The organism is Enterococcus sp. DIV0086 (assembly GCF_050498705.1).
GTDB lineage: Bacteria > Bacillota > Bacilli > Lactobacillales > Enterococcaceae > Enterococcus > Enterococcus faecalis.
The window spans coordinates 338,284-353,962 of sequence record NZ_JBNIDN010000001.1 but is presented as its reverse complement, the minus strand read 5'-3'; the positions used below and the strand labels follow the sequence as shown (position 1 = coordinate 353,962).

Genomic DNA, 15,679 nt, shown 5'->3' with positions numbered 1-15,679 from the left:
CAAGTAGGTACTGTTCAACATCTATTTGCTTTGCAAATAGTGTTTCTCAGCAATAAGAAGAAATTTCCGAAAATTGTCATAAAACACAACGAGGAACGAGTTGATGTTGCATGATACCTACCCGGTGTTCTTTAATTTTTGGAGAATTTCGGCTTATTTCCGAAGGACCTTCAACTCTTAGAGCTTTAGCTCTTAGAAGTTGTTGAGATCGGAGCAACGCGTAGTGTTGCTTCTGTTCCCGCCGTTTATCAATTTTTAAGCCTGGAACAAAAATCCAAAGTGATTTTTGTTCCAGGCTCTTACTTTCATACTAATCTTAGGTCAGGTTGTCATCAAGTTTGCCAATAATAGACTTTTACAAGCGCGCCTTTTTTGAGTAGTACACCAGCTGGTTGTTCTAGCAGGCAATTTGTTTCTAAAGTATTTGATAAATTGGATGAAAGATGACTTTTTGTCACTAAATTTACTTTGCCATCTATTTCTTTCGCTCGGTAAAATCGACGTAGTCTGCTGGGGGCTAATTCATGCGCTAAAATTACTGTTCGTTCCTTGAGATTTAACTCGACACAATTAAAAAAAGTAGCTAATAATGTCCAGTAAAAAAGATGTAAATTAACCATTGCCGCAAACGGATTGCCTGAAACGCTTAAAATGAGTGTTTCTTGAAATTGACTTCCCATAACTGGGGTTCCAGGTTTCATATTTACAAAATGAAACAACTCTGTTCCTCCGATACGTTTAATCGCTAAAGGTAAATTGTCCTTTTCACCTACCGAAACACCACCACAAGTAATTAATACATCAAGTTTTGGTGAAATCTCAATCAGCCTCTTCGCTAATTCTTCAGGGTCATCTGAACAATGGTCTAGGTGGATTACTTCATTGCCACTCGCTTTGACAAAAGCTGCTAACATGTAGAGATTACTATTATAAATTTTCCCAACTGACAGTGGTTCTTCCAAAGAAACTAACTCACTACCGGTCGCTAAAATCCCCATCTTCATGCGCTTCAAAACAACAACTTTATCAATCCCTTGCATTGCCAACAAACCAATCATGCGACTATTAATCTGTTGATGTTTTGCTAAAATTTTTTGCTGAAAAGCAATATCTTCTCCAATTTCCGCATAGTTTTGGCCCGCAGTGACAGAGCGAAAAATTTTAACATGGTCTTGCCCAAAATCCGTCCATTCTTGTGGCACTACAGCATCAAAATCGGTTGGAATAAAAGCACCTGTTGTTATTTTAATCGCACAGTTATTCGTCTGATTACAATAAAACATGGAATCCCCTGCCACTAAAGAACCGACGACTTTTAAACAACTTGGGCTTTCAGCAGTCGCACCTCGTGTTTCTACTGCACGAACGGCATACCCATCCATCCCGGCACGAGGAAAATGAGGAATCGCTGTCTCTGCAAAAATGGTTTCTCCGCTAATCCGTCCCAAGGAATCAAGCAGCGCCACTTCTTCTGTTTCACATTGACTCTTCATATGTTGGGTCATTTTCTCTCGTGCTTCTTCCAACTCGATCATGTTTTAACCATCCTTTTTTATTTATTCACTGGTTTAATCACAACGGCACAAACTTTATATTCAGGAATTGTGGCGATATCATCAAATACAGCATTGGTGATTTCGTTAACATTCCCATCTGGAAAATGGAATGTCATAAAGACTTCTTGCGGAAATACTCGATTTCCGACAGCCGCATAGGTTTCAATTTTGCCACGTCGAGAATGAACTTCAACTTTGTCACCTTCTTGGATTCCCAGAGCTTGTGCATCGACTGCATTTATCTCAATATAAGAGTGATTCGCTATTTGGTTAATCCCTTCCGTTCGTCCTGTCATTGCTCGGGTATTGTAATGGTAAAGCATTCGGCCTGTCGACATTAAATACGGGTACTCTTCATCTGGTAATTCTTGTGCTTGCTTATACGGAATTGCTTTAAATAAACCTTTCCCACGAGCAAAACTGCCCACATGCATAATCGGCGTACCTGGATCTGTCAAGCTCCGACAAGGCCATTGTAAGCTCTCCTTCTCTAATCGTTCATAATTAATTCCACCAAACGAAGGCGTCACAGCTGAAATTTCTTTCATAATTTCTTTTGCAGATTCATACGCACAAGGATAGCCCATTCGTGTCATGACTTCACAAAAAATTTCATAGTCTTCTCGCGCTTGTCCTCTTGGTTCAACAGCTTTACGGACTCTTTGCACGCGCCGTTCTGTATTTGTAAATGTCCCGTCTTTTTCTGCATAACTGATGCCTGGTAAAACGACATCTGCATAAGCAGCCGTTTCTGTCATAAATAATTCTTGAACAACTAAAAAGTCTAAACTTTCTAAAGCTTGACGAACATGTCCTGTGTCTGGATCCGTAACAATTGGATCTTCTCCAAAAATATAAAGGCCTTTGACATTTCCTGCCGTTGCTGCTGGCAAGACTTTAGTAGAAGTTAAACCTGTGTTTCGATTTAACGGCACATGCCAAGCTTTTTCAAATTTGTCGATCACTTCTGGATTATTGACTTTTTGATAGCCTGGGAAATCATAAGGCATACAGCCCATATCGCAAGCACCTTGAACATTATTTTGACCTCGCAAAGGATTGACACCACAGCCTGGTTTTCCAACTTTACCAACCAACATTGCCAAATTAGACATACTCATAACACCCTCAGTTCCTGTCGAATGTTCCGTTACGCCTAAGCAATAAATGATTGGTGCTTTCTCTGCTTTTGCATACATGCGTGCTGCTTGAATTAAATCTTCTGGATGAATATGACAAATTTCTGCGACTTTTTCCGGCGTATAATCAGCCACCATTTTTTCTAAATCTGAAAATCCTTCTGTCCGTTCTTCAATAAAGTGGCGATCTGCTAAACCTTCTTTCAAAATCACATGCATCATGCCATTAGCAAATGCGACATTCGTTCCCGCCTGAACTTGTAAATGCAGCGCACTATCCTTCACTAAGTTAATTTTCCGCGGATCAACAACAACAACTTGCGTTCCTCTTTGGATGGCTTGGCGAATTTGCGCACCAATAACTGGATGAGCTTCTTCTGGATTGGAACCTACTAATAAAATCATGTCGACATCTTCAGTGATATCAGCAATAGGATTAGTCATCGCACCAGAGCCTAAGGTTTGGGCTAAACCATGGACCGAAGCCGAATGACAAACACGGGCACAGTTATCAACATTATTGGTACCAAAAGCAGCACGCACCATTTTTTGAAAGACATAATTATCTTCATTTGTTGCTCTAGAGCACGAAAAACCAGCAAGAGCATCCGCGCCGTTTTCTGCTTTAATTTCGTTAAATTTTGACGAAACAAGCGTTAAGGCTTCTTCCCAAGAAGCAGGTTCAAAAATGCCATTCCGTTTAATTAATGGCTCCGTTAAGCGATCTCCTGACCCAACAAATTTATATGAAGCAAATTTTCCTTTCACACAAAGTAAATTTTTATTAGCTGGTCCATCTAGGGGTTCAACACCCACCAAACGATTGTTTTTAACGAGTAAATTCATCTGACAGCCTGTCCCACAATGCGGACAAGTTGTAGGGATTTTCTGGGTTTCCCATTTGCGGTACTCTTTCGTATCTTTTGCTGTTAACGCACCTGTGGGACAGGAAGAGACGCAATTGCCACATGATTCACAGATAGATTGATCAAACGCCTGCCCATAACTTGGCATCATTTTTGTTTCAAAGCCACGATTAGCAATACTAAGTACATCTCTTCCCTGCCGCAATTGACAGACACGGGCACAACGACGACACATGATACACTTTTCTGGATCATAAGAGAAAAATGGATTACTGGTATCTTCTTGATGGTAAGGCATTCTTTTTCCCTCGGTAAAGCTAGTGGCATCAATCCCATAATCTAGCGCATACTGTTGTAATTGACAATCCCCGTTTTTTCCACAAGAAAAACATTCTAATTTATGATTACTCAATAATAAATCAAGAATAAAACGTCTGGAATCAGCAACTTTTTCAGAATGTGTTGACACAACCATGTCCTCTTGACAATGTGCCGTACAAGCAGTTGTTAAGCCACCACGTCGGCCGCCTTCCACCTCAACCACGCACATCCGACAAGAACCATCAGGCGCTAATTCCTTTAAATGACAGAGCGTTGGGATTTCAACACCTAGCCCTTTCGCTGCTTCGAGAATGGTAGTCCCTTTAGACACAGTTACTTCTTGGTTATCAATAGACAATGTAACTGTTTGCGTATGCAACTTTGTTTTCATTTTTACCAACCTCCTTTGCTGGTGGCATAGATTTCTGTTTCAGCAGTCGTTTCAAATTCTTCTGGAAACAAAGCCAATGCACTCTTCATTGGATTTGCGACGGATTGGCCCAAACCACAAGCTGATAATCGCGTGACATGCGTGAGCATCTTTTCCAATCGTGGCAAATCACTAGCTGTTGCCTCTTTCCGATTGAATTTACTCAATAATTCCAAAATCCTAGTTGTTCCCAATCGGCAAGGGGTGCATTTACCACAGGACTCATGAGCAAAAAAGGCCGCCACGTGTACTAAATAGTCCACAACATTGACTGAATCATCCATTACTACAATTGCACCAGAGCCTACAGATAAGTCATGGGCCCATAAATCTTCGTAGGAATACAAACAATCCCTTAACGTTGCGACAGCACCAATTGGACCGGATTGTCCACCGAAGTGAATAAATTTCAATGCTCGACCAGTTGCAGAGCCTCCGCCGTATTGCTCGCCATAAATTATTTCTTCTAATGGTGTTCCAAGGTTGACCTCGTATAAGCCCCGATTTTTAATATGTCCAGACAAACAAATTAGCTTTGTTCCGCCACCATCGGCAGTACCCATCTCTAAAAAGGCTTGTCCACCTTCTCTTAAAATTACAGGAACACTTGCAAATGATTCAACATTATTTACTAATGTTGGTTGCAAATATAAACCAACATCTGCTAAGTGTGGTGGTTTGACACGCGGCCGCCCCGTTTTTCCTTCAATTGAATTTAAAAGTGCTGAATTTTCCCCACAAATATAGGCGCCAGCACCAGAAATAATCGTAATATCATAATTGAATCCTTCAATTCCTAAAATGTTTTCCCCTAAAAAGCCAGCTTGTCGTGCATTATCGAGTGCTTCTTGAAATGTTTTTTGGATTCTGCGATATTCTCCTCGCATATAAATATAACCTGCTTTTGCTGAAAATAAATAGCCAGCAATAATCATTCCTTCAATCACACTCAATGGATCTTCAGATAAAAGTACTTTATCCTTAAAGGTCCCTGGTTCCCCTTCATCAGCATTACAAACAATGTACTTTGTGGTTCCTTTTGCATGATAAAGATGGCGCCATTTTTTTCCTAAAGGATAGGCTGCTCCACCGCGACCTCTTAAGTGAGCAACATCCAGTTCGTTTAAAATTTCTTCATCCGATAGTGAAATTGCTCTTTTTAAACCATCAAATCCATCGTATTTACAATATTCAGCAACATCGGTCGCAGATTGCATTTTTCCCATTCTCTCTAATAACATTGGTTGGTTTCTCTTAAGCATTGACTCACCTCCTACAGTCCTTCATAGCAATCATTTTGTAAATGTTGAATTAATTGATAAATTTTCTCTTCTGTTAGTTGACTAAAAACGGTGTCCTTAATTTTAATTACTGGACCTAAATCACAAGCCCCGATACAAGGAATACTGTGATACATAAATAAGCCATCTGGTGTCGGCTGATTCTCTGGCACTTCTAAAATGGTTTCTAAAACTTCGGCAACCATCGCCCCACCAGTATAATGACACGGTGTGCTGTTACAAATCTTCAAGACATACTTCGCTTGCGGTTCCGTCTTTAAAATGGCATAAAAACTGACGATTTCATAGACTCGCGCTTCCGTTAAATGTAGATGCTCTGCAACTAATTGAGCTGTCTCCTGATCGATATACCCTTCCTCTGAAGCAAATTGTAATTCAATTAAAATATTTAAAATTCGTTGTGGATCAGCATCGTTTTCTAGAATAATCGCTTCTTTTTCAATTAAGCTTAATGCACACATTCCTTTTTATTCCCCCTTTTTAGTGAAACTTGAAGTTGTTCTCCTTGATAATAGATACGCAATTCTTTTGGTATTTCAGCAGATAGTAAACAAAAATCGGCTTTATCTATGACTTTTTTTGCTGATTCTTTTTGGCGATTCTGGTTATTCATCATAAGAAATAGTCCTGGCTGCACAACATTACGTAATGAATTTGATTCACAAATGATTAATGCTTGGGCCGGCACAGCTTTCAGAAATTGCTGAATGGCTTCCGCCAAATTTTCTTGAAAAACTTTCAATAGAAAAACTTTTTGACAACCTGCAGCTAATAATTTCATGGTATCTTTATTGCCAATCGTCTCTTGCTCTTCTACTAATTCATAACCAGCTGTAATACTGGTACAAATTCCGCATCCTTTTGTGCCTCGTTGACACACCCCTCGTTGACCACTAATCGTAATAATCTTCAAGCCATAAATTGGATAGACTTCTTGGTACTGTTTAATAAGGGCTTCGGCTAATGTCGTTTTGCCACTATTCCGACCAGTAGAACCAATTTGAATCATGTTTGGTATCTCAATTGCCATAGAGCTCCTCCGTCTGAATCGTTTTCTCAACTCTTGGTTTGACAGTTGCTGGTTTTGTCATAAAGATCAATGGTACGGCCATAAAAAGACTGCCACCTACTGCATTGCCTAAAAATACCCATAATGTATTCTGCAAATAATCCCACCAACTGATTGTGGTACTTTGTGAAAAAATTGCCGCTGGAATAATAAACGCATTGGCGACCACGTGTTGAAACCCACAAACAACGAAAACCATGACAGGAAACCATAAGCCAAACATTTTACCTAAATATGATTTTGCCAACGCTCCGAGATAAACCGCTAAACAAACAAAAATATTACAGCCAATCCCTGAAACAAAAGCAACTATCGGTGGATCAGCAATTTTCGCCTGAGCAACTGCGACTGTTTTATCCAGAAACGCACCTTCAGTTAACCCAACAATATGGCCAAATAAATACGCCACAAGAAATCCGCCTAGACAATTGGTCAATAAAACAACTATCCAGTTATAACAAAGAGCGCCCACTCCAACCTTTTTCTGCAATACGCCTAATGTCATTACCATCATATTGCCTGTTGCTAACTCACCACCAACAAAAGTAAGCGCTATCAATCCAATTGGAAATAAAGCTCCACCCAGAAAGTTGTTAAAACTTCCCCATTCTGTGGGGGCAGTTCCAGTGATACGAATAAACGCCAAGTAACCTAGTGCAATACAAAAACCAGCCATGATACCTAAAATACAGAGTCGAACAAACGATAATTTCCCTTTCATTTTTGCCTTATCACCTAAGCTTGCAACTATTTCTTCACTACTGAAAAAATCCATTACGATTCCTCCTTTTTATCGATACCACTGAGACAATTCTTCTTTTCGATTGACATTTTTAAGTTGATTCTCTTTTGATAGTTGCACCGTTTTTACAGATAGATGCTCAAATTCTTGCCGAATCTGATAGTTATTTTGCGCAAGCTGTTTTTGAAATGTTGGTAAACAAGAACATCGATAAAAGCCAAATAATGGTTCTTGACGACCTTCAAAATCAAAGATTGTTACTTGATTTTGTCCACGCTTAGAGGCTAACTGATACACAAGTTTAGGAGAAAAAGTTGGTATATCACAGGCAATTACAAACACTTCAGCTTTCTGAGTATAGTTCATTGCTGTCACAATCCCACCTAATGGCCCCTTTCCAAGATACATATCTTGAATGATTGTGCATTTTCTAAACGCCTTAGGAAATTTTTGACTATCATTCGTTACTAAAATAACCTCTTCGAACAGTTCCATTAACTTTTCAGCTGTTTGCAAGATCACGTATTGGCCTTGAATTTTCAATAATGCTTTATCAAATCCCATCCGTGAACTTTTCCCGCCGCATAACAGCACTGCTGTACAATCAGCAATAATTTTCGCCACCCCTTTACCATAATTTTTATTAGTTCAAAAAAATATTTTTTAGTCATCTATTAAGTCTATTATAAGACATCCCTCGTACAAGTCAATTCCTTTTAAAAAAAAGAACGAGAAAAAGAGCGACTCTTTTTCTCGTTCTACCTTATTCATCTGTTTGACGTTTTATTTCTTCAATCTCAATGCGTAATGATTTTCGTTTCTCAATGGCGACATAAACCAAGCCAATCAAAAAGGGTAACACAAAGCTACCAAATCGATACAGTAAAACAGATGCTACGGCATCAACATTGCCGACCAATGGTTTAAACAACAATAAGTAAACAAATTCAAATGGACCAATGCCAGCAGGTGTTGGAATAACTCCTGAAAGAATAACAGCAAAACTGGTAAAGGACATCACTAATAATAAATCAATATTCGGGTGATTTTCTACTAAAACAATGTAAGGAATAATGTACCAAAATAATAATTTAAATACATTCCATGAAAAGATTCGAAGCAACGCTGAGCGATCTTGTGTAATTGTTTGGACAGCTGCCCGCAAGGAATAGATTTGTAAATTACAATTATCCACCCAATCTCTTAGTTTTGGTCGTTTAAACCAACGATTGGCAAACTTAACCAATAAAACTTGCAACTTTAAGCTACTAGATAAAATAAGTAATGCTGCAATTATTACTAATGTTAAAATAACACCTGCTAAAATGAATGGAATCATCTTAGGCGCATTTTCATAAAACAGGGAAAATTGAATAATCAAACCAATAATTGCTAAAAAAATCACGGCTGCTTTGTACATAATCATATGTAATGCCGTTATCCCCACACTTTTAGAAACAGGAATTCCCTTTTTCTTATAAAAATAAATTTCTGAAAGCAAGGTTCCCGTGCCAAATGAAATAATCCGATAAAATGCTACATAACAAGAAGTAAAAAAACCATCCACTGTTGTAAAGTCTTTGTTAAAATAACGAGCTATTTCCTTGATTGAGCGCCCTTCTGCAAATTGATAAACTACTCCAAAAAAAATAACAGCAATCAGCACCAGCCAACTCGTTTCCATCAGTTGAGCAAAAATATCACTTAATGAATTATCCATGACATAAAAGATTACGCCTAAAACGATAATCATTAACAACATATTTAAGCCAATTTTTACTTTTCCTTTCATCGCTTCTCCTTTTTTGTTCTTACTTAAACGTTAGATAGATGCAACTAATCATCGCGATTACGCCAATTGAATAACACAATGCAAAAACTGGTTTTTGGGTTTTATGATGAAATTTCTTTTGTCCCATTAGCCCACCTAGACCGCCACCGACAAGTCCTATCGTCAATAAGCGGCGTTCTGGAATACGCCAGTTCCCACGTTTTGCTTGTTTTTTATCATAACCCATCATACTAAACAATACTAAATTAATGACGAGGAAATAAATGATTACTATCCACTGAAGCATTCTTTCTGGCCTCCTAACTAGTTACTGTACTAGGATACCTTGTTCTGATTCTAATTGCAAAAAATTTTTCAATGACTCATGAAACTACAACAGGAAAGTAAGTTCTCGGTTGCCCGTTTTCTTACTTTCCTATTGAGTGCCTCATTTATTTTGCATTTAATTCAGCAATTTTAATAATCACATTGGTCGCTTTTTCCATGGCTTGTAATGAAACAAATTCAAAACGGCCATGCATATTTTCGCCACCAGCAAAGATATTTGGTGTGGGAATCCCTAAATAAGAAATTTTTGAGCCATCCGTTCCACCGCGAACAGGTTCAATAATTGGTTGAATTGACAATTCTTCCATTGCTTGTTTAGCAATTTCGACAATGGACATATCTTTTTCAATCACTTCTCGCATATTATAGTATTGATCAAATAAATCAACTTTGATTCGTTCTTCATCAAATGGTGCATTCAATGTTTGCTGAATTTCTTTAATTTTAGCTTTACGTGCTTCAAAAATCTCGCGATTGTGATCGCGAATAATATACGTCATTGTAGCTTCTTCTGGCGTTCCAGCAAACGCTGCTAAATGATAAAAGCCTTCTTCACCTGCTGTTTTTTCTGGAACTTCGTCAGCAGGTAAGGCATTATGGAAATCAATTCCTAATTGTAACGCATTAATCATTGTATTTTTTGCTGTTCCTGGATGAACGTTTTTCCCTTGAATTGTAATTTCTGCTTGCGCCGCATTAAACGTTTCAAATTGTAATTCACCTACTGGTCCGCCATCCATTGTATAAGCAAAATCCACGTTAAATTGAGCGACATCAAATTTGTCGGCACCTACACCAATTTCTTCGTCGGGACCGAAAGCCACACGAATGGTGCCATGTTTAATTTCTGGGTGATTAATTAAATATTCCATGGCTGTCATTATTTCCGCAATACCTGATTTATCATCAGCTCCTAATAAAGTGGTACCATCGGTTGTGATAAGTGTTTCACCACGATAATTTTTTAAGTTAGGAAAGTCTTTCGTGTTTAAAGTGAATTTGCCTTCTTTATCTAAAGGAATCGTTGATTCTCCGTCATAGTTCTCAACAATTTGCGGAGAAACATTCACTGCATTAAAATCAGCGGTATCCATATGGGCAATAAAGCCGATTGAACGAACGTCTTTCTCCACGTTACTAGGTAACGTAGCAATCACAAAACCATTTGTTTCGTTATAAATAACATCGCTCATCCCTAATTCTTCTAATTCTTTTTTTAAGGTTTGTGCAAAGGCTACTTGTGTTTGTGTTGATGGTGTCGTTGTGCTTGTTGCATCTGAGCGTGTTTCTGTTTTCACATAGCGTAAAAAACGAGGTAATAGATTTTCATACATAAAAGAACACTCCTTTAATCTTCATTTTTTTATTTAAAACGAAATGGGTTGGTATTCGCTTCTGATTCAAAAATGGATACAGCCCACTCATTTTCTTGTTTCCATTGATTCATTAATTCCACAAGTTTTGGCTTACAAAGCGCTTCAATGTAATGACCAGGATCGATAACTGGTAAATCTTCAGCAATCATGTCATGTGCCGTATGATAATACACATCACCAGTAATATAGACATCGGCTTGTTTACGTAATGCATCATGATAGAATTTTTCACCACTTCCACCACAAATGGCTACCCGTTGAATCATTTTAGTATCATCTTTTGCAATGACCCGCAAGCCATCCAATTGGAAAGCTTCCTTGACTTGCTGTACAAAATCAGAGAGTCTCACAGGCTTGTCTAATACTCCAACCCGACCTAAACCAAATTCTTTTGATTGATTTTCAATGGTATAAACATCATACGCCGGTTCTTCATAAGGATGCGCCTGTAACATAGCTGCAAGAACTTGTTCTTGTTTAGTTTCAGGGAAAATCACTTCGATTTTTGCTTCTTGGACGACACTTTCTTGACCAATATCGCCAATCGTTGGATTTGCTCCTTGTGTTGGTGTAAAACGTCCTGTTCCAATTAAAGAGTAACTTGTTTTAGAATAATCACCTTGAGCTCCAGCGCCAGCTAGACCTAAAGCTTCTCTCATTTGGGGAGCTTCATCAATTGGCACAAAAACGGCTAATTTTTTATAAGGAACAGTATGTGTTTTAGTTAAAAAGGTGGTCTGTTTAATTCCCAATAATTCACAAAACCAATCATTTAGCCCATTGTCAATAATATCCATGTTAGTATGCGCTGCATAAACAGCAATATCGTGTTTTAATAAATCAGCGTACATTTTTACTTGAAAATTATCTGTGGTTAATCGCTTAACTGGGCGGAAAATAGGTGGGTGTTTCGCAATAATTAAATCAACCTGCTTCTCAATTGCTTCTGCAACGACCTCAGGACGAACATCTAAGGTAACCATCACATTTTCAATTGGTTTATCTAACGTACCAATGTGCAAGCCCACAGGATCTCCCGTTTCTGCTAACCATTCGGGACAATAGTCATTGAAGCGTCGAATCAATGTCTTACCGTTCACAGCCATTGGCCAGCACCTCCTCAATTAATTGTTGGTCTTGCTGTAGTTTTACTTGTTTTTCAATATGTTCTCCACTTGCTTTTGCTAGTTGTGCAAGAACAGTTTTGCGCTGTTTTAATTCTCGATGCCATTTTTTGGTAAAAACCGGTCCTTGTTTTTTAATTAAAACTGGCCCAAATAGTAATTCTTGGTCCGTATAAGAAACGGATTGCTCTGTTTTTTCAGCTACGATAATTTCATACAATTTACGGTTTTCTTCCACGATTGTTTCATCAACAATACTGTAGTCATTTGCCATTAACCAGCGGCGTAAAGTTGGTTCACCAATATTCGGTTGTAAAACAAGGCGTTCCTTCCCTGTTAAACGATTTTTTTTGCGTCCAGCTTCTAAAATATCTCGGATTAATGTGCCGCCCATTCCACAAATACTAATGACGTCTATTTGATCTTCAGGTTCAATTGCATCTAGCCCGTTCGCTAAACGTACGATAATCTTATCCGTCAAATTGGATTTACTGACTTGGGTTTTGGCAGATTGATAAGGGCCTTCTACCACTTCCCCAGCCACAGCAAAAGACAGTTTATTTTCTAACATTAAAGCAACTGGTAAATAAGCATGGTCTGAACCAATGTCTGCTAAGCGACTTCCTCTAGGGATTAAATCACCAACCGTTGCGAGACGTTTTGATAATTGATTTTCATTCATATTTTTGATTCCTCCGTTGCTTATTATACCATTGTCAATTGAAGATGAAAACTTACACATTCGTGCAATCTACTGTTTTCTCTCCGTAATCACTTATAAAAAAGAACCCCCTTCAAAATCAATTTCATAACTTTGAAGAGGGCTGTCATTATTGCTATAAAGAGCATTCTCCTTATATTAATAATAGGGAAAACATTTTTAATTAGGCATTTGCCAACCAGTTTTCAACTTCTGCTAAGGCATCCGCAATCCCTGCTGGATTTTTCCCACCAGCTTGAGCCATATCAGGACGACCACCGCCGCCACCGCCAACTTTTGGCGCAATTGCTTTGATTAAGTCACCGGCTTTTAAGCCTCTCCCGTTCATGTCTTTTGTCATAGCCGCTAACAAGCTTACTTTTTCATCTTGTGCAGTTGCCAGAACTAGTACATCAGACAATTCTTTTTGTTTCCATTGGTCAGCCAATTGGCGTAATTGATTCATGTCTTTAACATTGACTTGAGCGGCAATATAACGAACACCGTTGACGTCTTTGACATCTTTAAAAATGTCACCAGCTTGTTGGTTCGCTAATTTGCCAGCCAATTGTTCGTTTTCTTTTTGTAGATCACGTAATTGTTGTTGCAATTGCTCTGTTTTCGTAACCACTTCTTTTAATTGAGGTGATTTAACTAATGTAGCAATCTCTTTCAATTGACGTTCTTCTTCTTGTAAAAGTTGATACGCTTCTTTACTCGTCACTGCTTCAATACGGCGTACTCCTGCACCAATTCCAGATTCAGAAACAATTTTGAAAATCCCGATATCTTCTGTATTAGCAACGTGTGTTCCACCACATAATTCGATAGAGTAATCCCCAATATTAACTACACGGACTTCTTTGCCATATTTTTCGCCAAATAACGCCATTGCGCCCATGTTTTTCGCTGTATCAATATCTGTTTCAATTGTGACAACAGGAATAGCTTCCCAAATTTTTTCGTTAACGATGGCTTCCATCCGCGCTAGTTCTTCTGATGTAACTTGCCCAAAATGAGTAAAGTCAAAACGTAGATGTCCTGGTGCAACTAATGAGCCTGCTTGGTTGGCATGCTCCCCTAACACATCTTTTAAAGCACGATGCAATAAATGGGTTGCCGTATGATTTTTCAAAATACGTGTCCGCATCCGTTCGTCCACTTGCAATTGATAAATTTGACCTTCTGCTAATGGCGCCAAAACTTCTACTTTGTGTAAAAATTGACCGTTTGGTGCTTTTTTCACATCCACCACGTTGGCAACGACTTCCCCTGCGGTATTTTTTACATAGCCGCGGTCAGCAATTTGTCCACCCATTTCAGCATAAAATGGTGTTTCAGCAAAAATTAATTCGGCTGTTCCTGCAGATGCTTCATTTACTAGTGCGTCACCTTGAATAATAACAAATAATTCACTATCATGTGTTAATTCTGTATAGCCAACAAATTTACTTTCTACTTTAATATCTGTTAATAAAGCAGATTGAACACCCATTGAAGTTTCTTTACTGCGGGCAGAACGAGCGCGTTCACGCTGTGCTTCCATTTCTGTTTCAAACCCAGCATGATCGACTTTCAAGCCTTCATCTTCCGCAACTTCTTCCGTTAATTCTACCGGGAAGCCAAAAGTATCATAAAGTTTGAAGATAATTTTTCCATCTAATGTATCGCCTTTTGCATCTTTAACTTCTTTAATAACCTCATTTAACATGCTTAAACCTTCATTGATGGTTTCATGGAAACGTTCTTCTTCTGTCCGAACCACTTTTTCGATGAAGTCTTTTTGTTGTAATACTTCTGGATAGTAGCTTACCATGATTTCGCCAACAACAGGCACTAATTTGTATAAAAAGGCTTCATTAATGCCTAATTTTTCCCCGTGCATTACCGCACGACGTAATAAACGACGTAACACATAGCCACGACCTTCATTTGAAGGAAGCGCACCATCACCAATTGCAAAGGATAAAGCACGAATATGGTCAGCAATCACTTTAAAGGAAACATCCGTTTGTGGTGCATCTCCATATTTCACGTTGGTTCCTAAAGCTTCTACCGCATGAATGATTGGCATAAATAAATCAGTTTCAAAATTTGTTGGTGCATCTTGAATGATAGATACAACACGTTCCAAGCCCATGCCCGTATCAATGTTTTTATGTGGTAATGGTTCATACGTATCTTCTGGTGTATGGTTAAATTCAGAGAACACTAAGTTCCAAATTTCTAAATAGCGTTCATTTTCGCCACCAGGATAATTTTCTGGATCATCTTCTGGAATATCTAAAAATTCTTCGCCGCGATCATAAAAGATTTCCGTATCCGGACCACTTGGACCAGCACCGATATCCCAGAAGTTATCTTCTACATCAATAATATGGTCTTCAGATAAACCAACTTCATCACGCCAAATGCGTTTTGCTTCTGTATCTTTCGGATAAACAGTCACATATAATTTTTCTGGGTCAAAAGCAAGCCATTCAGCACCAGTTAAAAATTCCCAGGCCCAGTGAATCGCTTCATTTTTAAAATAATCTCCAATTGAGAAGTTCCCTAACATTTCAAACATTGTATGATGACGAGCCGTTTTCCCAACATTCTCAATATCATTTGTACGAATAGATTTTTGAGCATTCGTAATTCTTGGATTTTCTGGCACAACAGAGCCATCAAAATATTTTTTCAAGGTTGCAACACCAGAGTTAATCCATAATAATGTTGGATCGTTTACTGGTACTAAAGAAGCGCTTGGTTCTACTGAATGTCCTTTAGACTTAAAGAAGTCTAAATACATTTGGCGAACTTGACTACTTGTTAATTCTTTCATTGATTTTCCTACTTTCTATTAATAATTAACTATTTATATTTTGTACCCTCTTAAGTGGCAGATTGTGAACACAAAAAACACCATTGCAGTCAAGGACGATTGCTCGCGG

13 protein-coding genes are annotated in these 15,679 nt (G+C 38.4%); all 13 read right to left on the bottom strand.

Annotated features, from left to right (window positions below; translation table 11 throughout):
• Positions 1-332: 332 nt before the first annotated feature.
• The 13 genes from IGI63_RS01665 to alaS all read right to left on the bottom strand — a co-directional run bounded on the left by IGI63_RS01665 (position 333) and on the right by alaS (position 15,570).
• Positions 333-1,535 (bottom strand): molybdopterin molybdotransferase MoeA, encoded by a 1,203-nt coding sequence (locus tag IGI63_RS01665; protein ID WP_429975191.1) that lies wholly within the window; start codon positions 1,533-1,535, stop codon positions 333-335.
• A 17-nt stretch (positions 1,536-1,552) separates the two neighbouring features.
• Positions 1,553-4,273 carry a formate dehydrogenase subunit alpha gene (fdhF, locus tag IGI63_RS01660; RefSeq protein ID WP_429975189.1) on the bottom strand — a complete coding sequence of 907 codons (2,721 nt, stop codon included), beginning with the start codon at positions 4,271-4,273 and terminating at the stop codon, positions 1,553-1,555.
• 2 nt (positions 4,274-4,275) lie between these two features.
• A complete protein-coding gene (locus IGI63_RS01655; protein WP_010715160.1) occupies positions 4,276-5,574 on the bottom strand; it encodes a complex I 51 kDa subunit family protein in 1,299 nt (432 codons plus the stop codon).
• Positions 5,575-5,585: 11 nt separating this feature from the next.
• Positions 5,586-6,074 (bottom strand): NAD(P)H-dependent oxidoreductase subunit E, encoded by a 489-nt coding sequence (locus IGI63_RS01650; RefSeq protein WP_002357722.1) that lies wholly within the window; start codon positions 6,072-6,074, stop codon positions 5,586-5,588.
• Positions 6,062-6,643, bottom strand: coding sequence for a hypothetical protein (locus IGI63_RS01645; RefSeq protein ID WP_002357724.1), 582 nt, complete (start codon positions 6,641-6,643; stop codon positions 6,062-6,064). The genes IGI63_RS01650 and IGI63_RS01645 overlap by 13 nt, the downstream gene beginning before the upstream one ends.
• Complete coding sequence (locus IGI63_RS01640) at positions 6,633-7,457, bottom strand: formate/nitrite transporter family protein (RefSeq protein ID WP_429975188.1); 825 nt, start codon at positions 7,455-7,457, stop codon at positions 6,633-6,635. Before IGI63_RS01640 ends, IGI63_RS01645 begins: the two co-directional genes overlap by 11 nt.
• Positions 7,458-7,472: 15 nt before the next feature.
• Positions 7,473-8,048, bottom strand: a complete 576-nt coding sequence (gene mobA, locus IGI63_RS01635; protein WP_002361748.1) for a molybdenum cofactor guanylyltransferase — start codon at positions 8,046-8,048, stop codon at positions 7,473-7,475.
• Positions 8,049-8,187: 139 nt separating this feature from the next.
• Positions 8,188-9,216 (bottom strand): lysylphosphatidylglycerol synthase transmembrane domain-containing protein, encoded by a 1,029-nt coding sequence (locus tag IGI63_RS01630; RefSeq protein WP_002360426.1) that lies wholly within the window; start codon positions 9,214-9,216, stop codon positions 8,188-8,190.
• Positions 9,217-9,235: 19 nt separating this feature from the next.
• Positions 9,236-9,502 carry a DUF1294 domain-containing protein gene (locus IGI63_RS01625; RefSeq protein WP_002360427.1) on the bottom strand — a complete coding sequence of 89 codons (267 nt, stop codon included), beginning with the start codon at positions 9,500-9,502 and terminating at the stop codon, positions 9,236-9,238.
• Between the two features lie 145 nt (positions 9,503-9,647).
• Positions 9,648-10,877, bottom strand: a complete 1,230-nt coding sequence (pepT, locus tag IGI63_RS01620; protein WP_002360428.1) for a peptidase T — start codon at positions 10,875-10,877, stop codon at positions 9,648-9,650.
• A 29-nt stretch (positions 10,878-10,906) separates the two neighbouring features.
• On the bottom strand, positions 10,907-12,025 hold the full coding sequence (locus tag IGI63_RS01615; RefSeq protein ID WP_429975187.1) for a Nif3-like dinuclear metal center hexameric protein: 1,119 nt from the start codon (positions 12,023-12,025) through the stop codon (positions 10,907-10,909).
• Complete coding sequence (locus IGI63_RS01610; RefSeq protein WP_429975186.1) at positions 12,009-12,725, bottom strand: tRNA (adenine(22)-N(1))-methyltransferase; 717 nt, start codon at positions 12,723-12,725, stop codon at positions 12,009-12,011. The genes IGI63_RS01615 and IGI63_RS01610 overlap by 17 nt, the downstream gene beginning before the upstream one ends.
• Positions 12,726-12,927: 202 nt before the next feature.
• Positions 12,928-15,570: an alanine--tRNA ligase gene (alaS, locus tag IGI63_RS01605; RefSeq protein ID WP_429975185.1), complete on the bottom strand. Its 2,643-nt coding sequence runs from the start codon at positions 15,568-15,570 to the stop codon at positions 12,928-12,930.
• Positions 15,571-15,679 lie beyond the last annotated feature (109 nt).

Excerpts from the sequence above, each read along its gene's own strand:
- IGI63_RS01665 (WP_429975191.1), bottom strand. The coding sequence starts at position 1,535 with ATGATCGAGTTGGAAGAAGCACGAGAGAAAATGACCCAACATATGAAG.
- fdhF (WP_429975189.1), bottom strand. The coding sequence starts at position 4,273 with ATGAAAACAAAGTTGCATACGCAAACAGTTACATTGTCTATTGATAAC.
- IGI63_RS01655 (WP_010715160.1), bottom strand. The coding sequence starts at position 5,574 with ATGCTTAAGAGAAACCAACCAATGTTATTAGAGAGAATGGGAAAAATG.
- IGI63_RS01650 (WP_002357722.1), bottom strand. The coding sequence starts at position 6,074 with ATGTGTGCATTAAGCTTAATTGAAAAAGAAGCGATTATTCTAGAAAAC.
- IGI63_RS01645 (WP_002357724.1), bottom strand. The coding sequence starts at position 6,643 with ATGGCAATTGAGATACCAAACATGATTCAAATTGGTTCTACTGGTCGG.
- IGI63_RS01640 (WP_429975188.1), bottom strand. The coding sequence starts at position 7,457 with ATGGATTTTTTCAGTAGTGAAGAAATAGTTGCAAGCTTAGGTGATAAG.
- IGI63_RS01630 (WP_002360426.1), bottom strand. The coding sequence starts at position 9,216 with ATGAAAGGAAAAGTAAAAATTGGCTTAAATATGTTGTTAATGATTATC.
- IGI63_RS01625 (WP_002360427.1), bottom strand. The coding sequence starts at position 9,502 with ATGCTTCAGTGGATAGTAATCATTTATTTCCTCGTCATTAATTTAGTA.
- pepT (WP_002360428.1), bottom strand. The coding sequence starts at position 10,877 with ATGTATGAAAATCTATTACCTCGTTTTTTACGCTATGTGAAAACAGAA.
- IGI63_RS01615 (WP_429975187.1), bottom strand. The coding sequence starts at position 12,025 with ATGGCTGTGAACGGTAAGACATTGATTCGACGCTTCAATGACTATTGT.
- IGI63_RS01610 (WP_429975186.1), bottom strand. The coding sequence starts at position 12,725 with ATGAATGAAAATCAATTATCAAAACGTCTCGCAACGGTTGGTGATTTA.
- alaS (WP_429975185.1), bottom strand. The coding sequence starts at position 15,570 with ATGAAAGAATTAACAAGTAGTCAAGTTCGCCAAATGTATTTAGACTTC.